The organism is Clostridium bornimense (genome assembly GCF_000577895.1).
GTDB lineage: Bacteria > Bacillota > Clostridia > Clostridiales > Clostridiaceae > Clostridium_AN > Clostridium_AN bornimense.
Window position 1 is genome coordinate 1,648,943 of record NZ_HG917868.1, and the last position, 20,871, is coordinate 1,669,813.

Annotated in this window: 22 protein-coding genes; all 22 read right to left on the reverse strand. The window is 29.3% G+C overall.

Annotation, left to right across the window (positions count from 1 at the left end):
* Nucleotides 1-100: 100 nt before the first annotated feature.
* Nucleotides 101-1,465, reverse strand: a complete 1,365-nt coding sequence (locus CM240_RS07385; RefSeq protein ID WP_051483748.1) for an LCP family protein — start codon at nt 1,463-1,465, stop codon at nt 101-103.
* A gap of 11 nt (nt 1,466-1,476) precedes the next feature.
* The gene (nadD, locus tag CM240_RS17985) at nt 1,477-2,652 is read right to left on the reverse strand and encodes a nicotinate-nucleotide adenylyltransferase (protein WP_044037897.1); all 1,176 of its coding nucleotides are present in this window, start codon (nt 2,650-2,652) and stop codon (nt 1,477-1,479) included.
* A gap of 35 nt (nt 2,653-2,687) precedes the next feature.
* Entirely contained in the window at nt 2,688-2,978 is a 291-nt protein-coding gene (gene yhbY / locus CM240_RS07395) for a ribosome assembly RNA-binding protein YhbY (protein WP_044037900.1), read from the reverse strand.
* A gap of 8 nt (nt 2,979-2,986) precedes the next feature.
* Entirely contained in the window at nt 2,987-4,276 is a 1,290-nt protein-coding gene (gene obgE, locus CM240_RS07400; protein ID WP_044037903.1) for a GTPase ObgE, read from the reverse strand.
* Nucleotides 4,277-4,396: 120 nt separating this feature from the next.
* Nucleotides 4,397-4,699, reverse strand: a complete 303-nt coding sequence (gene rpmA, locus CM240_RS07405; RefSeq protein ID WP_044037906.1) for a 50S ribosomal protein L27 — start codon at nt 4,697-4,699, stop codon at nt 4,397-4,399.
* A 4-nt stretch (nt 4,700-4,703) separates the two neighbouring features.
* Nucleotides 4,704-5,030, reverse strand: coding sequence for a ribosomal-processing cysteine protease Prp (locus CM240_RS07410; protein WP_044037908.1), 327 nt, complete (start codon nt 5,028-5,030; stop codon nt 4,704-4,706).
* 2 nt (nt 5,031-5,032) lie between these two features.
* Nucleotides 5,033-5,344: a 50S ribosomal protein L21 gene (gene rplU, locus CM240_RS07415; protein ID WP_044037910.1), complete on the reverse strand. Its 312-nt coding sequence runs from the start codon at nt 5,342-5,344 to the stop codon at nt 5,033-5,035.
* Between the two features lie 112 nt (nt 5,345-5,456).
* A complete protein-coding gene (locus tag CM240_RS07420; RefSeq protein WP_044037912.1) occupies nt 5,457-6,896 on the reverse strand; it encodes a ribonuclease E/G in 1,440 nt (479 codons plus the stop codon).
* Between the two features lie 166 nt (nt 6,897-7,062).
* The gene (locus CM240_RS07425; protein WP_156930525.1) at nt 7,063-7,773 is read right to left on the reverse strand and encodes a TIGR03936 family radical SAM-associated protein; all 711 of its coding nucleotides are present in this window, start codon (nt 7,771-7,773) and stop codon (nt 7,063-7,065) included.
* Nucleotides 7,751-9,610: a TIGR03960 family B12-binding radical SAM protein gene (locus CM240_RS07430; protein WP_044037914.1), complete on the reverse strand. Its 1,860-nt coding sequence runs from the start codon at nt 9,608-9,610 to the stop codon at nt 7,751-7,753. Before CM240_RS07430 ends, CM240_RS07425 begins: the two co-directional genes overlap by 23 nt.
* Before the next feature lie 68 nt (nt 9,611-9,678).
* Nucleotides 9,679-10,500 (reverse strand): site-2 protease family protein, encoded by an 822-nt coding sequence (locus tag CM240_RS07435; protein WP_044037916.1) that lies wholly within the window; start codon nt 10,498-10,500, stop codon nt 9,679-9,681.
* A 399-nt stretch (nt 10,501-10,899) separates the two neighbouring features.
* A complete protein-coding gene (rodA, locus tag CM240_RS07440) occupies nt 10,900-12,033 on the reverse strand; it encodes a rod shape-determining protein RodA (RefSeq protein ID WP_044039815.1) in 1,134 nt (377 codons plus the stop codon).
* A 131-nt stretch (nt 12,034-12,164) separates the two neighbouring features.
* Nucleotides 12,165-12,428: a cell division topological specificity factor MinE gene (minE, locus tag CM240_RS07445; RefSeq protein ID WP_044037918.1), complete on the reverse strand. Its 264-nt coding sequence runs from the start codon at nt 12,426-12,428 to the stop codon at nt 12,165-12,167.
* Nucleotides 12,429-12,445: 17 nt separating this feature from the next.
* Complete coding sequence (minD, locus tag CM240_RS07450) at nt 12,446-13,240, reverse strand: septum site-determining protein MinD (protein ID WP_044037919.1); 795 nt, start codon at nt 13,238-13,240, stop codon at nt 12,446-12,448.
* 13 nt (nt 13,241-13,253) lie between these two features.
* Nucleotides 13,254-13,898, reverse strand: a complete 645-nt coding sequence (gene minC / locus CM240_RS07455) for a septum site-determining protein MinC (protein ID WP_044037922.1) — start codon at nt 13,896-13,898, stop codon at nt 13,254-13,256.
* A 188-nt stretch (nt 13,899-14,086) separates the two neighbouring features.
* Entirely contained in the window at nt 14,087-16,813 is a 2,727-nt protein-coding gene (locus CM240_RS07460; protein WP_051483749.1) for a penicillin-binding transpeptidase domain-containing protein, read from the reverse strand.
* Nucleotides 16,814-16,824: 11 nt separating this feature from the next.
* The gene (mreD, locus tag CM240_RS07465; RefSeq protein ID WP_044037924.1) at nt 16,825-17,316 is read right to left on the reverse strand and encodes a rod shape-determining protein MreD; all 492 of its coding nucleotides are present in this window, start codon (nt 17,314-17,316) and stop codon (nt 16,825-16,827) included.
* Entirely contained in the window at nt 17,316-18,248 is a 933-nt protein-coding gene (gene mreC / locus CM240_RS07470; RefSeq protein ID WP_044037926.1) for a rod shape-determining protein MreC, read from the reverse strand. The genes mreD and mreC overlap by 1 nt, the downstream gene beginning before the upstream one ends.
* A 21-nt stretch (nt 18,249-18,269) precedes the next feature.
* Nucleotides 18,270-19,271, reverse strand: coding sequence for a rod shape-determining protein (locus tag CM240_RS07475; protein ID WP_044037928.1), 1,002 nt, complete (start codon nt 19,269-19,271; stop codon nt 18,270-18,272).
* Nucleotides 19,272-19,296: 25 nt separating this feature from the next.
* Entirely contained in the window at nt 19,297-19,977 is a 681-nt protein-coding gene (gene radC, locus CM240_RS07480) for a RadC family protein (protein ID WP_044037930.1), read from the reverse strand.
* An 8-nt stretch (nt 19,978-19,985) separates the two neighbouring features.
* Nucleotides 19,986-20,555: a Maf family protein gene (locus CM240_RS07485; protein WP_044037932.1), complete on the reverse strand. Its 570-nt coding sequence runs from the start codon at nt 20,553-20,555 to the stop codon at nt 19,986-19,988.
* A 9-nt stretch (nt 20,556-20,564) separates the two neighbouring features.
* Nucleotides 20,565-20,828 carry a DUF4321 domain-containing protein gene (locus CM240_RS07490; RefSeq protein ID WP_242838468.1) on the reverse strand — a complete coding sequence of 88 codons (264 nt, stop codon included), beginning with the start codon at nt 20,826-20,828 and terminating at the stop codon, nt 20,565-20,567.
* Nucleotides 20,829-20,871: the final 43 nt, after the last annotated feature.

Sequence of the window (20,871 nt, forward strand, 5' to 3'; positions counted from 1 at the left end):
ATATTAAGATATTATATATCTTAATAATGATATTTATCAACCTTTTTTATAATCTATGATTTCACTGCTACAAATCTCACTTATTAGCATTTGAAACATACTAGTAACTACTATTACTAGAATTAGTACTAGTACTACTATTACTACTAGTATCTATAACTTTTTCTTTAAGAGTATAATTATTTATTATATCAATACTATTATTACCTAAAGTTACTACTATATCATATTTCGTATCTTCTGATTTTTCATTATGATTTATAACATTTGTCAAGAAATCATCTTTTATAACATTATCATACTTTTCATCTATTCCATAAACATCTAAAGAAGTATTTTCTACAACTTCTTCAGAATTATTTTCTATATTAACATTGTACTTATTATATGAATAATCATTAACTAATATAGTTTTAAGCTTATCTCCTATACCTGAATCTGAAGATTTATTTATAATCTTCACATTCTTATCATACCTACTAAAAAATTGTTTTCCATTTAAAGCTTGTAAAATATCTCTATTCCATTCTGGATAATATATGAAATAAGATGCTTCTCCTGGCTCCCATGGAGGTGTATCCCCTCTAAGTGTAGCAAATTCAACTTTATCAACACCCAACTTTGCAAAATTCAATGCATATTTCAATATATAGTCTCCATCCATATTAGTATATAGAACATTGCTAAGAGACTGTAATAATACTGGTATTTTAGTAACTATGCTTGGAGATGCTACTTTTTCAATAAAAGCTTTAATAAATACAACTTGATTATCAATTCTACCTAAATCTCCGCCATCTTTTTCATTGGCTATTCCTTCATTATTTTTTCTCCATCTAAAAAACTCTTCTGCCTTTTGTCCATCTAAAGTCACTACATCACCTTTTGTGAAGTTAATATGTAGATCTTGAACTGGATCATCGTATATCATAGTTTGAGGTATCGTAACAGTTACCCCACCTATAGCATCAATCATTTCATGAAATCCACTATAATCTATTTTCATATAGTAATTAATATTTATTCCTAATAATTCTTCAACTGTTTCTTCTAAATCTTGTATTCCTGAGTTATGCAAATCTCCATATGCATGAACCTCTGTAATCTTAATATAACAATTCTGTCTTTTACTATATACCTTGGTATCTCTAGGTATAGAAATCACTGTCATCTGATCTAACGATGGTTCATAATGTGCAACCATAATTGTATCTGTTCTCTGAGGATTAGATGCTGATCCACTTTCCTCACCTGGAGTTCCTATATCAACACCAGTAATAAGAATATTTACCGGATCAGTTATCTTCGGGATTTCTTCTTCTTTCTTAGTCTCAGACGATCCATATACATCACTTTTAAATATAAAACCTGAATAAAGATATGTCACTGCAGATCCAATACTACCTGTTATCACCATCATCATAACTAAGATATTTCTTAATATTCTTCCCCATTTATTATTCATTTAATACACACCTACTTTGTATTCATAATTAGATAATTCCTAGCCTCTATTGTACTTTTATGTATAATACTTCCTTTGCTTATCAAAAACTCTATTGTATTATTTATAGCTTTAATCAAAGCTTCATCAATATTTTTATCATATGCTAATACTCTAACTTCCTGAATTTTTTCAAAAGTTCTTCCTGGCTCAATATAATCAGCTAAATAAATTATTTTTTCTAGAGCTGTCATATTTCTTCTGCCTGTAGTGTGATACTTAATTGCATTTAAAATATCTTCATCATTAATATTAAATTCTTCCTTAGCTATTATAGCAGCTGCATAAGCATGCCATATAGGTTTACTATTTAAATCATCTTCAGTAAAAATCATATTCCCTTTTTCACAAATTTCTTTTAATTCATCATAACTGATATTTTTGGCACAATCATGAGCCAATGCTGCAATCTCAGCTTTTTCCTCATCTATACCATATAATAATGCTAATTTTTTCGCCTCATCTACTACCCTTATTGTATGATCATATCTATCTGAATTTAGGGTATCCTTTAATGCATTTTTTATTTTTTCTTTTAATATAAGCGTATCCCCCTTTTCATAAAGTCTAAACTTTTTTATATATTTTCTTACATATGAAGGTAATAAAAAAGAAACTTCCCTATTTTGATATATAGATTTTCTAATAAATGTAGAAGATATATCTATAACTTTATTATCAAGTAATATTATATCTGTATTGTATTTTTTTTCAATAACATCTTTATACTCCTTTAGTCTATTTACATTATTATCTGTTCTTTTAAAAACAACTAAAGTTGCATAATTCAATACTTTATCTGGATTTTTCCATTTTTCAATATTTAATAAACAATCTTCTCCGACTATAAAATACCACTCAGTATTTTTTTCTATATTTCTGAAATATTCTAAAGTTTCAAAAGTATAACTTTTATCTTCTTTTTCAATCTCATAAGTACTTAAAGATAATTTATCATATTTATCTATTGTTCCTTTTATCATATTAACTCTATGATAATTACTAGTTATATTTTTTTTATGAGGAGGATTTCCTGTAGGCACAAATATCACTTCATCTAAATCAAGCAGATACAATGCTTCAAAAGCTATATTTAAATGTCCTATATGCAACGGATCAAAAGTTCCTCCAAATATAGCTTTTTTCATATTAATCACTCCTCACTAAAACAAATTCCTCTATATTATGGCAATTCAATTACAGGTTTCTTTGAACTTTTCTTATAAAGTACTATCTTTTTCCCTATAGCTTGAACTCCATCACATTTTAATTTTTTACAAATTTCATCACTAGCTTCTCTAGCTCCATAGTCAGAATTATTTAATATAGAAATTTTAATTAACTCTCTAGCCTCTAATGCTGATTCTATAGCTTTTAACATATTATCATCTATACCACCCTTACCAATTTGAAATATAGGTGTTATGTTATTAGATAATGATCTTAAATAACTTCTTTGCTTACTTGTTATCATATTGCCTCCTATAATAGATATTCAAATTCAAAATCATTCAATCTTACCATATCTCCATCTTTGATTCCCATTTCTCTAAGTTCAGTCATAATACCTTTTTTCATTAAAACCTTATGGAAATATCTTAAAGAGTCTGGATCATGAATATTAACTGCTAATAATAATCTATCTACAAAAGTACCCTCTATTATATATACTTTATTATCTTCTTCGTAATCTTCTACTCTTATTTCATAAGTAAATCTCTTTTCTTCTGGAATATACATTTCATCTTCACTTATTTCTAAATCTACAACAGGTATTTTAGATAATTCCTCAGCTGCTACTTTTATAAGTTCTTCTACACCTGACATTGTTGCCGCAGAAATCTTAAATACTTTATCATATCCCATTTCTTTAAGTTTTTCTTTGAAGTTTATAAACACTTCTTCATCATATAACATATCACTCTTATTTGCAGCTATAATTTGTGGTCTATCCCATAGCTTAATAGAATATTTTTTTAGTTCTTCATTTATTTTAATAAAGTCATCAATTGGATCTCTTCCTTCAATACCACTAATATCTACAACATGAATCAATAATCTTGTTCTTTCTATATGTCTTAAAAACTCTAGTCCTAAGCCTACACCTTCTGAAGCTCCTTCAATAATTCCTGGAATATCAGCTATAACAAAAGGATTTATTCCTGGAAGTGCCACTACTCCTAAATTAGGTTTTAATGTGGTAAAATGATAATTTGCTATTTTAGGTTTTGCTTTACTTATAGTAGATAACAAAGTAGATTTACCTACATTAGGGAATCCAAGTAGTCCAACATCCGCTAATAGTTTTAATTCTAATCTTATGAACATTTCTTCGCCTGGCATACCTGGTTCTGCAAAATGAGGTGCTTGCCTAGTTGGTGTAACAAAGTGTACATTTCCTTTTCCACCCTTACCACCTTTACATACAATACATCTATCTCCCGGGTGAGCTAAATCTGCTATTATCTTATTACTTTCTTCTTCTCTTACTACTGTTCCCATTGGCACTTTTATGATTAAGTCTTCACCTTTTCTACCAAAACATTTAGATGTTCCACCATCTTGACCTCTCTCAGCAGAATATTTTCTCTTGTATGTAAAATCTAGTAATGTTGTCATATTAGTATCTACCTCTAATACTATACTTCCACCATTACCACCATCGCCTCCATCTGGCCCTCCAAGTGGAACATACTTTTCTCTTCTGAAAGAAATTGCACCATTACCACCATCGCCTGACTTAACAAAGATCCTTGCTTTATCTATAAACAAATTAAGTCACCTCTCTTTTATTAGTATTTCTTTTAATATTATTATCTTTTACTAGTCTATTTATCACATTAGTTATTTAATCTCTTAAAGAAAAAGACATCCTAAAAGGATGCCTTTTTGTTATTCGTTAATTGCTTCTTCTACAGCGATTGGATATACGCTTGCTTTTTTCTTATCTCTACCCATTCTTTCGTATCTAACTATACCGTCAACCTTAGCAAATAAAGTGTCATCTCCACCTTTACCAACGTTTGTACCTGGGTGAATCTTAGTTCCTCTTTGTCTAACTAATATGTTACCAGCTAAAACAAATTCTCCATCAGCGCATTTAGTTCCTAATCTCTTTGATTCAGAATCTCTACCGTTCTTTGAGCTACCTACCCCTTTTTTGTGAGCAAATAACTGAAGGTCAATGATAAACATTCCACTACACCTCCTTTATATGGACATTTACATAGTCTTTATAATTTACTTCTAAACTTTTTAATGAGACTAGCATTGTTTCCATCAATACTTGACATTTTTCTATCTCTTCATCACTTAAAGAACTTAGAGATATACTCATATGTCCATCACTAAAATCATAAGGTGCATCTATCTTTAATATCTCTGTAACACCATTAATAACAGCGCCTGAAAGCACTGAAACAGCGCTACATACTATATCGCGTCCAGATTCATCGAATCCCGCATGCCCACTTATGTTGAAAGAAATTAATTTGTCACAATGCTTTTGAAAATCAATCTTAATCATAATTAAGCTTCGATTTTTTCAATAACTAATTTAGTGTAAGGTTGTCTATGACCTTGTTTCTTTCTATAATCCTTTTTAGGCTTATATTTGAAAACAATAATCTTCTTTGCCTTATCTTGAGCAACAACCTTAGCAACAACTTTAGCTCCTTCAACAACAGGCTTTCCAACCTTGATTTCTCCATCCTTGCTAACTGCAAGAACTTTGTCAAGTTCAACTGTAGAACCAACCTCTGCTTCTAATTTTTCAACAAAGATTGTGTTTCCTTCTTCAACTTTATACTGTTTTCCACCAGTAACAACAACTGCGTACATTAAATACACCTCCTCTATCCAGTCTCGCCATAAAGGTACATAAATGTTTCAACCTTTTCTGTGCGGTCTACAAACGATATTCTAACATAACTTTTATATCTTGTAAAGAATTTTACTTCGTTATTTTAAATTCTTCTAGTTTTTTTCTCATATTTTCAAAGATTATAGGTTCTACTTTATATGTATCAATTTCATTTGTATATGTGATATATATATCACACTCTATCTCCCTATACTCATCAATTAATAATTGTTTTTTATTTTCAATAACATCTTTATATGCTTTATTTATCGCAATATGAAATTTTCTAACCGTATATTCCTTCATTTGCCTTACTATTTCATTTCTCATAAGCATTTTTAAATATGAAAATTTTAAAATAGTTCCCTTACCATGACAAATAGTGCATCTTTCATCTATATATTCCAAAATAGACTTACCTTTTTTCATTCTGCTTATATGTACAATATTTAATTCATTAAAATTTACTATAGAGAATTTATTATCATCCTCATGCAAATATTTTTTTAGAATATCTATAATATTTTTTTTATATGTTTTTGAGTTCATATTTATAAAATCAATAGCTATAATTCCACTTATATTTCTAAGTAAAATTTGTCTTACTATCTCTTTTGCAGCTTCTACATTAGTATCAAAAATTGTTTTCTCTGCATTTTTACCTTTTATATTTTTCCCAGTGTTTACATCTATCACTGTCATTGCTTCTGTTCTATCAATTACTATATCTCCACCGCATGGCAATTTCACTTTCTTATTTCTTAACTTTAATATCTCGTTTTCTATTCCATACTTTTCAAATATAGGTATATTTTCTTCATAATAATTGATATCATATTTTTTATTCATTTGCAAAAATTTCATTTCAATTATTCTATTGTAGTCATTAATATTATTTAATGTTATTTTTATATCATCTTCTACAATATTTCTTAATACCTTACCAATAGTTCCTCCTCCATCATATATTTTTGATGGTTTTAAAGAAAATTGTCCCTTCTTAAGTATATTTAAATAAGTATCATATAATAAACCTATTTCTTCATTAATATCACTAACTGATACTCCTATGGCTTTTGTTCTTATTATTACACCTATATCTTTTGGTTTTAATATTCCTTGTACTATATTAACTTTATTTTCTTCATTATCAATCTTTGAAGAAAATCTTAATTTATCTGAAGAAGAATCTAGAACTATATATTTCCCTTGGATAGAAAGCATATTAGTAACTTTAGGCCCCTTATCTCTAGTCCCCTCTTTTAATATCTCTACTATAACTTCATCTCCATTTTTAATTTCATTATTGTTAAACTTATCATCTATGTACATATAAGCATTTTTTTTAAATCCTATATCAATAAATGCACTTCTTAAATTTGGTATAACTTTTTTAACTATTCCTTTATATATCTCACCTTGTATAGGCTCTTTTTCCTCTTCTTCAATATATAACTTTTCTAGTTTTCCTTTATTCTTTATAGCTATTCTAAGTATATCTTTATCCCTATCTATAAATAATTCTTTCATATTTTTCCCTTCTACACTAAAAAGAGCCATCGCATTAACGATTTAAATTCGTAAGCGATAGCTCTTTTAATTTTAATTGTGAATTATGCTTTGTGAATTACCAATTATATAAACGAAACTGAGACATACATTTATATGATTTATTATGCAACAGTTCCTTTATACTTTAAACTATCGCTTTATTTAATGGAACTAACTTTTTATTTTTCATACCATACAACTCTAATCTTCTTATTTCTATAAAAGCATCACTTACTGCATTTGACGTGTTTTCTTTTATAAAGTTACCTAAAAGATCTGCTGAAAGATTTTCTCTTGAACCACATGCCACTATAGTTTCTATAGTTAATAAATTATTTTCAATAGTATATTCAAATTCTTTAATCATTGGCTTTATATCTACAAGTTTTTCGCCTTTTTTACTTTTCTTTATCGTTTGCCAATTTTCTTTTAAATATAAATCTTGTAGTTCATCTTTTAATAAAATATCATCATTATACTTTATCTTTATAATATATTTAGCTCCTTCAACTGCTGCCATAGCTGTCGGTGGCTTTTTGGTGTTTTCTTTTTCAACAATCATCTTAGCATCTAGAAACTTTATTCCACTAGGAGCGGCCATATTTAACTTATCAATAACAGTTTTTTCAGAAATAATCTCTTCCAGTTCAATATCTAAATACTCTGAATCTGAATATACCCCAACTGATAATGGTTGAGCAATTGACATTATCATATGAGGATTAAATCCTTTTGAATATTTTGCTTTTATTCCACTTCTTCTAACAGTTCTATGAATTGTTCTCATTAAATCTAAATGAGATATGAACTTTATATTACTTTCCTTAGTAAATTTAATTAAATAACGCACCTTCAAAGCACTCTCCCTTCGCAAATGCATTTCTATTAACTCCACATCCTGTACATCCTAATCTACAATCTTGTGTTAATGCAGCTTTTTTAGCTTTTTCATTTTCTTTCTTCAAATAGTTTTTAGTAACTCCAATTTCAATGAAATCCCATGGTAGTATTTCTTCATAATCACGCTCTCTATGAACGTAGAATTCTGGATCAACATTACACTCTTTAAATGCTTCCATCCATATATCATAGTTAAAGAATTCAGACCATCCATCTAATCTAGCACCTTTTTCATATGCTTTTATTATGACATCGCATATTCTTCTATCTCCTCTTGCAATAACTGCTTCCATGTAACTTACAAGAGTCTCATGCCAATTGTATGATATCGCTCTACTTTTTATTTCTCCTCTTAAAGCTGCAATTTTTTCTCTTACATTTTCTAAATTATCCATTGGCGCCCATTGGAATGGAGTAAATGGCTTTGGTACAAAAATAGATGTAGATATAGTAACTTTAAGTCCTCTATTTCTTTCATTCTTCGGAATCTTATAATATTCATCTACGACCTTTTCTCCAAGATGAGCAATTCCTTTAACATCCTCAACGGTTTCATATGGTAATCCTACCATAAAGTATAATTTTATAGTACTCCAACCATTTTTAAACGCATCAGAAACAGATGTTAATAAATCCTCTTCATTTACACCTTTATTTATAACATCTCTCATCCTTTGACTTCCTGCCTCTGGAGCAAAAGTAAGGCCTGTTTTTCTTACTTTCTGTATTTCATTTATTAAATCTACAGAGAACGAATCTATTCTAAGTGAAGGTAATGACACACCAATTTTATCATCTTTATATCTTTCAACCATTGATAAAACTAAATTTTTAACATCTGAATAATCACAAATTGATAATGATGTTAATGATATCTCTTCATATCCTGTAGCTTTTAATAATTTATCAGCTTGCTTCATAAGTGTCTCTGTTTTCTTTTCTCTAACTGGTCTATAAATCATACCCGCTTGACAGAATCTACAACCTCTTGTACATCCTCTCATAGTCTCTAACATTATTCTATCATGTACAATTTCTGTATAAGGAACTACTAACTTATCTGGATACTCTACATCATTATAGTTATTTATAACTCGTCTTTTAACCGTCTTTGGAACATCTTCATACTTTGGTTTAAATTCTTTTATTGTATTATCTTCATTATAAGTTACATCATAAAGAGATGGAATATACGTACTTTCTATATGAGAAGCTTCTCTCAAAAATTCTTTTTTACTCATCCCTTTAGCTTTACACTTTTTATAACAATCGATAATTTCATTTAAGTGATCTTCTCCTTCCCCTAATGAAAAAATATCTGCTATATCATATAAAGTTTCTGGATTTGTAGAACATGGTCCACCCATTAAAACTATTGGTTCATCTTCTCCTCTTTCGGAAGCTCTTATTGTAATTCCACCCAAATTTAACATGTTTAATATATTAGTATAACTCATCTCATATTGTAATGTAAATGCTACAAAATCAAAGTTATCTATTGAGTCTTTTGTCTCTAAGGTAAATAATTTAATTTCTTTTTCTCTTAATAGTTTTTCCATGTCATCCCAAGGGGCAAATACTCTTTCACAAAATGTATCTTCTCTTTGATTTAATGTATGATAAAGAATCTTCATCCCTAAATGTGACATACCAACTTCATATACATCAGGAAAACAAAATGCAAATCTAATATCAACATTATTTAAATCTTTATTAAAAGAGTTATATTCGCCTCCTATGTACCTAGCTGGCTTCTCAACCCTATAAAGAATATCATCATTTATTCTATTCATTTTACTCCTCCTTCGCTACGTACATTTATTCTAACATAGGGAATATTCTTTATCAATGTAATTAAATTCTAAGGTAAATTAATATATTCCTTTATTGTTATATCTCCATATTCTTTAACTCCTTTTAATACTTCTTCTTCAGATATAACCTTAATAACATTCATACTATCATCTAAAATATAAAATAAAGTGTATTTACCCTTATCTATTAAAGTTAATACACTAAGTAATGACTTGTTATATGAAATTGAAACTACTATACTCTCTATATATCCTTTTTTAAAAAACTTTTCTCTCTTCTTCATTAAATCCCCCATAACTACATATACTATTCTTCTTTTCTCCCTATATGAACAATATATTATTAATATACTAATTAGTAACAAACTTATATTAAATTTAAATTCAATTCCCAATATAATAGCTGTTACTAAAAAAAATACTCCTATAACCATACTTATATAAATTGTAATAACATTGGCTTTCTTATATAAATACCTTTTAGTTAAAAGATTCTTTAAAATACGTCCTCCATCTAATGGTATAACCGGTATTAAATTAAAAAAGCCTAAAATATAATTTATAATCATCTCTTCATATAGGCTTAATAAACAAAAAATTAATCCCATAATAATATTGATAATTGGACCTGCTAAGGAAATAATGATGTCTTCTTTTATAGACATATCCTCTATATCTTTATAATGTAATCTAGCACCCAATATATCAATTTCTATAGTATATCCTTTATATTTAAAGCATATAGCAACTAGTAAATGTGCTATTTCGTGAATTATTATAAACAGAAATGAATATAGTATACTTAAACTTCTTGTGGCTATTACAATTATAATTACATAAATAAAAAATCTTTTATTTATTTTTATCATCGTATCACCCCATAACAAGATTCTAATTTAAGCTATCTATTTAAGTATATTTGAATCCTTGTATGTATATGTACTAATTTTAAATAAAAAAACTTTATCATGTCACAGGGACAAGTAAGGTAAAAACTCCTCTTTGCGAGGAATTTTATTATAGTCCTGCAGATATATTCAATGCTTCATGAAAGTGCAACTTTCATGAGCTTTATGCAACGACTTTTATATCAACTGTAATCTAAGTAAGAAGCATAGTCTAACTTATAACATTCAACTCAACATTTAAAATTTCAGAAATTCTGTAAGAATTTCATCTATCCCTGTGCCTTGTGCTTTACTTTTTACTCTATCAAGCTTAATGAAAAAAAGCTGTCACACCCTCCCGTGCAACAGCTTCTTACCACTCTAAAAATTAATTTTCTTACGTCTCATTCCTACATTTAAAACTAAAGCCAAACTCATGAAGTAAACTAACATAGAACTACCTCCATAACTCATAAACGGAAGAGTTATTCCTGTTATTGGCATTAATCCAACATTCATTCCTGCATTTTCTAAAATTGAAAATAACATCGATCCCGTAACACCTGCTACTAATATTGATCCAAAGACATCTTTCGATTCTCTTGCTATATTAATCATTCTAAAAATCATAATTCCATATAACGCTAAAAGACCAACAGATCCAAGAAGTCCCCATTCTTCCCCAACTACAGAAAATATGAAATCTGTCCATGCTTCTGGAATAAATCCTCCTTTAGTTTGACTTCCATTCATATATCCGCTTCCAGTAAGACCACCAGACCCTATAGCAATTTTAGCCTGTATTACATGATAACCATCTCCTAATGGATCTCTAGCTGGATTAAATACAGTGATTATACGATTTTTTTGATAGTCTTCTATAAGCCCACTATTCCATACTACTGCAATAGCGATAAATAAAGCTAAAAATCCACCACCGATAATCTTCCAATCCAATTTTCCTACTACAACCATTCCAAGTACAGTAAAGAATATTACCATAGTCATCCCCATATCTGGTTGGATTATAACTAAAGATGTAGGAATTATAGCATATATAAAAATTATAAACAGCTTTTTAAAGGAATCAATTTTACCATCCATATCTTCTATTTTTTTTGCTACTATAATTATTATAGCTAGTTTTGCAAATTCAGATGGTTGTATTGCTCTAGAACCTATTTGTATCCAAGAATTAGCTCCCTTACTAACTGTTCCAGCCACTTTATTTATAAGCAAAAGTATAATAGATGCACCATAAAAAACATATGCATAATTTCTAAAGAAAGAGTAATCAATAGTTAAAATAAAATAAATAGCTATAAGGCCTACTCCGAGCCACATTAGTTGTAACTTTGCATATTCAAACCCAATTGGTACTCCATCTAATGTCTTGTTATATGTTGCCGAATATATATTAAGTACTCCGAAAATAACAATAACAATTGCTATCATTAAGATAGTAAAATCTATTTCTCCTAATAATTTCTTATTTATTTTAAGATTAGATAACATTCTATCCATCTTAGAATTTTTTTTCATTTTTTCACCTCAATAATCATTTTGTAAGTACTACATAGTCATTTTATTATATCATATAGAAGTTATATTTAACACAAAAAACAAAGAATAGTTACATTAAGCAACTATTCTTTCAGTTTTTTGATAGGTATATTAGCTATTAAGGCTGGGCCACATCCATCCATATTATTATCTGTAGTTAATTTTACATCCACATCTGCATTATCTATCTCCACATATTTAGATATGACTTCTAATATCTCATTTTTCATTTTCTCTAATATAGTTGGACTTAGATCTTGTCTATCATGAATTAAAATTAATTTTAATCTTTCCTTTGCTACATCCTTAGGTGCTTGCTTCTCTGTAAAAAATTTAAAAAAGTCCATATCTCCACCCCCTTAACTTATTTAGAAAAGATTTTCTTTATCGAAGCTAAAAATCCTTTTTCTTCTGCTTTAAGTTGTAAAAATGGTACTTCTTCTCCAAGTATTCTTCTAGCTATATTTTTAAATGCTCTTCCACTTATTGCACTATCTTCTAGAACTATAGGTTCCCCTTTATTTGTAGATACTGTGATACCTTTATCATCTGGAACTACTCCTATTAACTTAACTGCTAAAATTTCCACTATATCATTTACATTAAGCATATCCCCACTTGCTGCCATAGCTGGATTCATCCTATTAATGATAAGCTTGTGATCCTCTATACCTTTTGCATCTAGCTTACCAATAACTCTATCTGCATCTCTCACTGAAGTTACCTCTGGATTAACTACAATCAAGGCTCTATCAGCAGCAGCAATAGAATTTTCAAAACCTTGCTCTATACCTGCAGGGCAATCTATTAAAACATAGTCATACATTTTTTTCAGTTCCCCAACTAAAGAGACCATCTGTTCCATGTTTATATCTTCTTTGTTTCTAGTTTGAGCGGTAGGTAATAATGCTAAATTTTCGAATCTCTTATCTTTAATAAGTGCTTGTTTTAACCTACATTTTTCTTCAATAACATCTAATAATGTATAAACTATTCTATTCTCAAGACCCATTAATACATCTAAGTTTCTAAGGCCTGTATCTCCATCAACTACTACAACTGATTTACCTAGACTAGCTAGTGCAGTTCCAATATTAGCAGTTGTAGTTGTTTTTCCAACCCCACCTTTACCTGATGTTATAACAATTGCTTCTCCCATAAAAAAACCTCCACTATATGAATTTATTTGGTGAATATGGTTCAACTATAATAAAATTTCCTTTGATTTTAGCTACTTCTGGATAATTGGGCTTCATCACATCATCTGGAGATCTTGTAATCATATTCGCTATCTGAATAATTTTAGGTTGCAATGAAAAAGCTGCTATTATTGCTTCTTTATTACCATCACTACCTGCATGAACATCTCCACGTAAAACTCCTAAAACTACAATATTCCCCGTTGCATATACTTCTGCGCCTGGATTTATGTCTCCTATTATAATAAGATTTCCATCAAATCTTATTATTTGACCACTTCGGATAGTATTTCTTATAAATTTAGTTTTTCCTTCTTTAATTCCTTCAAAAACCTTCTTATTATTTTCTTCACTATCTTTAAATATACAATCCTTTATCTCAAATTCAGAAAAAAGTGTATTCTTAAACATCCTCATTTCTGATTCACTAAAATACTCAAGTTGAGATGTTATAATTAGAGTGCTTCCTTTAAAAAATCTCTTCCCCTTATTTAATCTTGCAACTAAATTTGTCATCATTTCATCAAAGCTTGCAAATCTACTCATATCAATTATAGCATTTAACCCATCTTTATTTCCTTTTAAAGTAATCTTTCTAGAAATCGGAAACACCTCCATTTAGAAATTGCATCATTATATAATTCAACAATTACACCAAATTTTCCTTCTTTTTTTAAAAATATTCTTATTTTTCATTACATATTTTTTATATTAAGTTATTTTCATCATAATTATATCAAAATATATATTACTGTAGAAGTTTAAATTAAGAAAAAACTATCTACAAAGTAGATAGTTTTTTCTTATTATTTATTTTCAAAATATGCTTTTAATACTTCATAATTAATTTCAGCATTATTTTTCCCAAAATGTCCATTGAAAGTTACTGATACAACTACAATCTCAGGATTTTCTGCTGGTGCATAAGTTACAAGCCATCCATAAGCTTCTCTACCATATGCTAATTGCTCATTATCAAAAGTAGCTGTTCCTGTCTTTCCGCCAACTCTAACAGGCAGTTTACTATATAAACTATTAAATGATGATGAATTATAAATAACTCTTTCTAAACCAGCATTTATACTTTTTGATATTTTAGGATCAATATCCATTTTATCTATAACTTCTGGTTCATATTCAGACACTATATTTCCATCTACATCTGTTACCTTATCTAATAGATGAACTTTATATCTAGTTCCTCCATTTAAATAAGTAGCATAAGCAGAAGCAATCTGAAGTGGTGTAACATTTGTAGCTCCTTGACCTATAGAAGCATTATATGAATGATATTTAGCAACAAATTGATTATATCCTTCATATTTTATTTGATCTCTAATAAAATCCAGTAAATTCTTATATTCATTATCACTTGGTTTTCTTCCATTATATTCTGGATCCGTATCATTTAATAGTCTAATATTTTCTTCAAGAAGTTTATTATCATAAGTTCCATTACATAGTCCTTCTAAAATAATAGATTTTATTTTTAACTTTAGTGATTTAACTTCTTCACTATCTACTTCTTCATTTATACTCAAATTTATTGGTATAAAAGTATATTTTGTTCTTCCAGTGTATTCTCCTGCCTTTAATCTATCAGCTAATGATATATACATTAATTTTGACTGCGAACTTATCCATGAATAATGATTATATACTTGCCCAAAATTTTCACTTATTTCTATTCCTGTAGATGTTATAGCATTTTTGTCTTCAGGATCTGCTCCAAGTCCAAATCTCCATGCATAGGAAGCAATTCCATTTTCTTTATACTTTACTCCTGATGATTCTCTATTATTCTCATCTGAAAACTTTTGGTATAATCTTTTAGATATCTCCATAAAATATGGATTTGAAGATTTCTCCAGAGCAAGTTCTATATCTGCATTTCCAGCCTGAGGATCTTCTGGGAAAGTTGTCCTGAACCCTTCTCCATCTTCATAATATCCTCCATCAAAAACTGTACTAGAACTATCTACAACGCCTTCAGCAAATCCAGCATAAGCTGTAAATGTTTTGAAAATCGAACCAGGAGGTATCAATGATTGTGTTGCATAATTAATAGTAGGTTTTGGTACTAAATCCTTAATATCTTCTCTTTGACCATTTTCATTTTTCGGAAAAAGCGCTTCAAACATATTCTTTCCATTAAGAGGATGACTCTTATCCTTAGTGGAAATAGTTTTATTATCCCATCCTTTTTCCTTAGCTAAATTTTCATAGAACTCATTATCAAAACCATAATATTCATTATATTTTTCTGTACTAAGCCCATTAACAGCTGCAAAGTCATTAGGATCAAATGTAGGTTGTGATACCATAGCTATCACAGCTCCTGTATTTACATCTAACGCTACTACAGCTCCTCTGTCAGGAGGATCTATCACTGTTCCATTTAATAATGTTCTAGATTCTGTCATGTTCTTTGCTAAAGCATTTTCAGCAGCTTCTTGTACTTTCCAATCTACTGTTAAATGAACATTTTGACCTTGATAAGCTTCTCTTTTAGCCAGTTCTGAAATAGGTCTTCCAAATCTATTAACTTCTACAATAGATGCTCCCTTAGATCCTCTTAATCTATCTTCGTATGCTGCTTCTATTCCTGAAGCTCCTTTTATATCTGTACTAGCATCATATCCCTTTTCTACATTTTTATCATCATCATTAACTTTTGATACGTAACCTATAAAAGCTGCTCCCATTTTTCCATATGGATAATATCTTTGGGGTTTAGTTTCAACATTTATACCCGGTAATTCGTCTAACATTTGTTCAAAGGTAAATGCTACTTCTCTATCAAGAGCAGAAGCTATAGTTATAGGTTTATATCCTGAATACCCTTGAAGTTGAAGTGAATTTTTTACAATCACCATTCTTCTTTCATCATCTTTTGAGTATACACCTTTAGGTATACTATACTTTTTATCTGATAATAAAAAATTATAAGTATCTTCTGCTGTATACTTTTCTGCTTCTTTAATGACAGCTTTAGCTTCATCATCTTCTAATTTTGAATAAGACGCTCCATCAAACATCTCTCCAGCTAAATAATCCATTAAACTGATATCAATTTTAAATTGCCTTTCTTGAAGCTTTTTACCTTCCTCATCTATAGCATTAAACTTAAACTCATATTGATCTCCATTAAGCTTTATGGGAAAGTCATCATCTATATCTAATTCATTTTCTTTTAAAACTTTAAAGACTTTTTCCATTGTATCATAAAACTTTTCATTACTTTCTGTAGCTTCTGTAAATGTAAGTGCAAAGTTTTGGATATCATAAGCTATTACTGTTCCATTTTTATCATATATATTTCCTCTCGGAGCTTGTTCTTCTACAAATCTATGTGAACCTGATTTTGCACTTTCACTATAATAACTATGATTAAAAACTTGTATATTTAATAAACCTATTCCTACATAAGCACTTACTGCAACTACAGATAACTTTAATACTGAATATCTTGTAAATTCATTTATAAACGATTTTCTTGTTACCGTTTTTCTTCTTTTGTTTTGTTTGTTCAATATATCAACTCCTAAAACTCCCAGTCCCTAATCATAAAGCTTTTTTGAGATAAATCATATATCCATCCATAAGCAATTATAGCTATTATCATATTATAAAAAGAACCGAAAAGAATGTTTAAAGAATTATATTTTGTACCTAAAGAATACATCACTATAAACACTATGGCATATTTTAAAGCACTTAAAAAAAATATAATTATTACAGGAAATAACCTTTTCTCTCTGAATATTTTTGTCCCGATAACTGAACATATAACACATGCACCCATATTTAAAAATCCATTAACACCTAGTACTCCATGAAAATAAACATCTTGAATTAAACCTGAAAAAATACCTAAAAACATAGCATCGATAGGATCAATCAAAATTGCATATCCAAGGGTAAATACTAATAGCAAACTAGGGCAATAACCACCAATAGAAAATAAAGGCACTACAGAATTATCTAAAATAAATAGTCCTATGATTATTAAAAATAGGGTGAGTATTCTTTTCATTAATACTTCACCTCTCCATCTACACTAACACCATCTTTTGGTATAACGATTAAAACTCCATTTAGTTTGTTAAATTCAACATTTGGCACTACTGTCGCTACTTTCATACCTTTTCCTGTTTCCTCTTTAACTTCCAAAACTTTTCCAATAACAATATCCTTAGGATACAATTTTCCAAGTCCAGAAGTTAAAACTAAGTCATCTTTATTAACATCACTTTGTATAGGTATATAATTAATTTCAGCTCTTGGATTTGTTTGTTTATTTGTACTAATTCCTTTTAAAACACCATTAGGTGCATCATTGACACTTTGATTATCTGTATTATCGCCATTATTTTCATTATTTGTATCATTAATATCTGCTGTAACCTTAGAAATATAACATGCTATAGAAACATTAGGCGATGTTACTGTTTCAATTTCTGACCAACTTTTACTTACATTTTTAATAACACCTACCAAAGACCCATTAGGAGATATCGCTACTAGACCTTCTTTCATTCCATCGTCACTACCCTTGTTTATTATAAAACTTTGTAGCCACCCTTCTCCAGATGAACCTGTTATATCAGCTCCAACATAATCATATTCTCCACGTGTCTCCTTGAACTCTAACATTTTTCTAAGTTCTTCATTTTCTTCAATTAAATTATCATATGCAACAGCTTTTTTCTCTAATTCTGTATTTTTTAATTGAAGTTCTTCATTCTCACTCTTAATTGAAGAAGCATAAAATATATTACTAAAAAAACCTTTTATCTCACTACCAACTGTATAGAAAAATCCCCCAATTTTTCCTGTTCCACTGCCCACTGAGTTTGCTATTATATTATTATTTTGTGTCTTCGCACTATAAGTTATTAAACTTAAAAAGGCAACTGACAGTATAATTATAACAACTGTCAGTTTATTTCTTAAAAACTTTTTCATAATTAACCTTGCTCTAGCACTCTATCTCAATTTATCAAAGTGAGCTAATGCTTTTCCTGCTCCTAAAGCTACACAATCAAGGGGATTCTCAGCAATGTTTACTGGCATATGAGTTTCTTCATTTATTAACTTATCTATACCTCTTAATAATGCACCACCACCAGTTAACATAATACCTCTATCCATTATGTCTGCTGCTAATTCTGGTGGAGTTTTTTCAAGAGTTGTTTTAATAGCATCTACTATAGAACTTACAGGCTCACTTAATGCTTCTCTTATTTCAGCTTCTCCAATTTCAACTACTTTTGGAAGTCCTGTTAATAAGTCTCTTCCTCTTATCTCCATCTTTTCATCTACATCTGAAACTTTATATGCTGATCCTAAAGTAATTTTTACAGTTTCTGCTGTTCTTTCTCCTATCATTAAGTTATACGCTCTCTTAATATAATTAATTATAGCCTTATCTAAATCATCACCAGCTATTCTAAGAGATTTTGCTGTTACAATTCCTCCAAGAGATATTATAGCAACTTCTGTAGTACCTCCACCGATATCTACAACCATAGATCCTCTTGGTTCATCAGTAGCAAGGCCTGCTCCTATCGCCGCTGCCATCGGTTCTTCTAGTAATTTTACATCTCTTGCTCCTGCTTGTTTAGTTGCTTCTTCGATAGCTCTCTTTTCTACTGCTGTTATTCCAGATGGGAAACATACCATTACTCTTGGTGAAGTAAACGCACCTTTTGGACATACTTTCTCAATAAACATTCTAAGCATTCTTTCAGTGACATCAAAGTCTGCTATAACACCATCTTTTAATGGTCTTATTGCTACAATGCTACCTGGTGTTCTACCTATCATTTGTTTTGCTTCATTTCCTACAGCAAGTACAGCCTTACTATTAGTATTAATAGCTACCACCGATGGCTCATTTAAAACTATTCCTTTACCTTTTACATATACTAATGTGTTAGCTGTTCCTAAATCAATTCCCATATCTTTTGTCATACCAAATAAACCCATTACTATTGCTCCTTCCATTTATACATTAAAGTATTCCTTTTTCTTTTAAACTTACATATGTGTTCTTCCCAATAATTATATGATCTAATAAATTGATTCCTAAGAGTTCTCCACACTCCTTTAATCTTTTTGTTATATTAATATCTTCCTTTGAAGGTGTTGAATCTCCACTAGGATGATTATGAGCTATAATTATTGATGCACTACTATTCTTAATTGCTTCATGAAAAACTTCCCTTGGATGCACTATAGATGAATTTAATGATCCTATAGAAACGTCTCTTATTCCAATCACAATATTTTTCACATTTAACATTATAATTTTTAAAACCTCTTTATTCAATAGGCACATCTCATTATTTATAATATTTACACAATCTATAGCACTTGAAACTTTAAGTTTATCTTCATAATCAACAATTGTATATCTTCGTATAAGTTCTCCAAGTGCAAGTATTTGTATAGACTTAACTTCTCCTATACCTTTAATTTCTTGAAGCTCATTTAAACTCATGTTAAATAAATTTCTTAATCCCTTTGATTTTGAAAATACCTTCATAGATACATTTATAATATTATCATCTTTTATCCCACTACCTAATAGAATTGATAAAAGTTCAATATCTGTAAGGTTTTGTGCCCCATACATTTTAAATCTTTCTCTTGGTCTATTGTGTTTTGGTAAATCTTTTAATCTAAAACTCATTTGTCCTCCTAAAGATTTACCCCCATGCCCCTAAGCTCTTTATTTAGTAAACTAATTGGTAGCCCTACAATATTAAAATAATCCCCTTCTATTTTCTCAACAAGAAGAGCACCTTTCCCTTGTATTCCATAACCACCTGCTTTATCAATATACTCATCAGTATTTATATACTCTTCTATTTCTTCTTCTGATAAAGTATAAAATTTAACAGCGGTCTTACAATAATTGAATTTGTTACAATTATTGTTTTTATCTATAATAGTGTATCCGGAATATACATAATGAACATTTCCACTTAAGCTTTTCAAAAATTCTATTGCTTCTTTTCTATCTTTAGGTTTTTCTAGAATCTTCTCTTCAAAAAATACTACAGTGTCACATCCTATGATTATTCCTTCTTCTCTTTCACTTACTTCTTTTGCTTTTTCATAAGATAATTTTCTTATATACTTAACTACATCTCCATCATATTCTATAGATGATTCATTAAAGTTACTTGGACATATAGTTATCTTATCTGATATAGTTTTTATCAGTTCTGCTCTCCTTGGAGATGATGACGCTAAGATAATCTTCATTTAAACCTCCTATAATCTTTTGTACAATACAACCACAAGAATTATCCCTATTATAGTCATTATATTAATATCAAAGATTAATGAAAAAGTAATCTTAAGAATTCCTAAGTCTAAATATAGTGGTTTTGAAAAACCTAATGAATATGTAGACTCCATGAAAGAAAGTACTTCAAACTTTGATCCTAATATTTCTCCAACTAACGTACCAGAAATAGCTCCCATGAATACTAATAAACACAAAAGTCCAATTCTATTCTTTTTTATCTCTCTCAAATTTCCCGCCCCCATCATATCTAATATAGTTTACCATTTACAA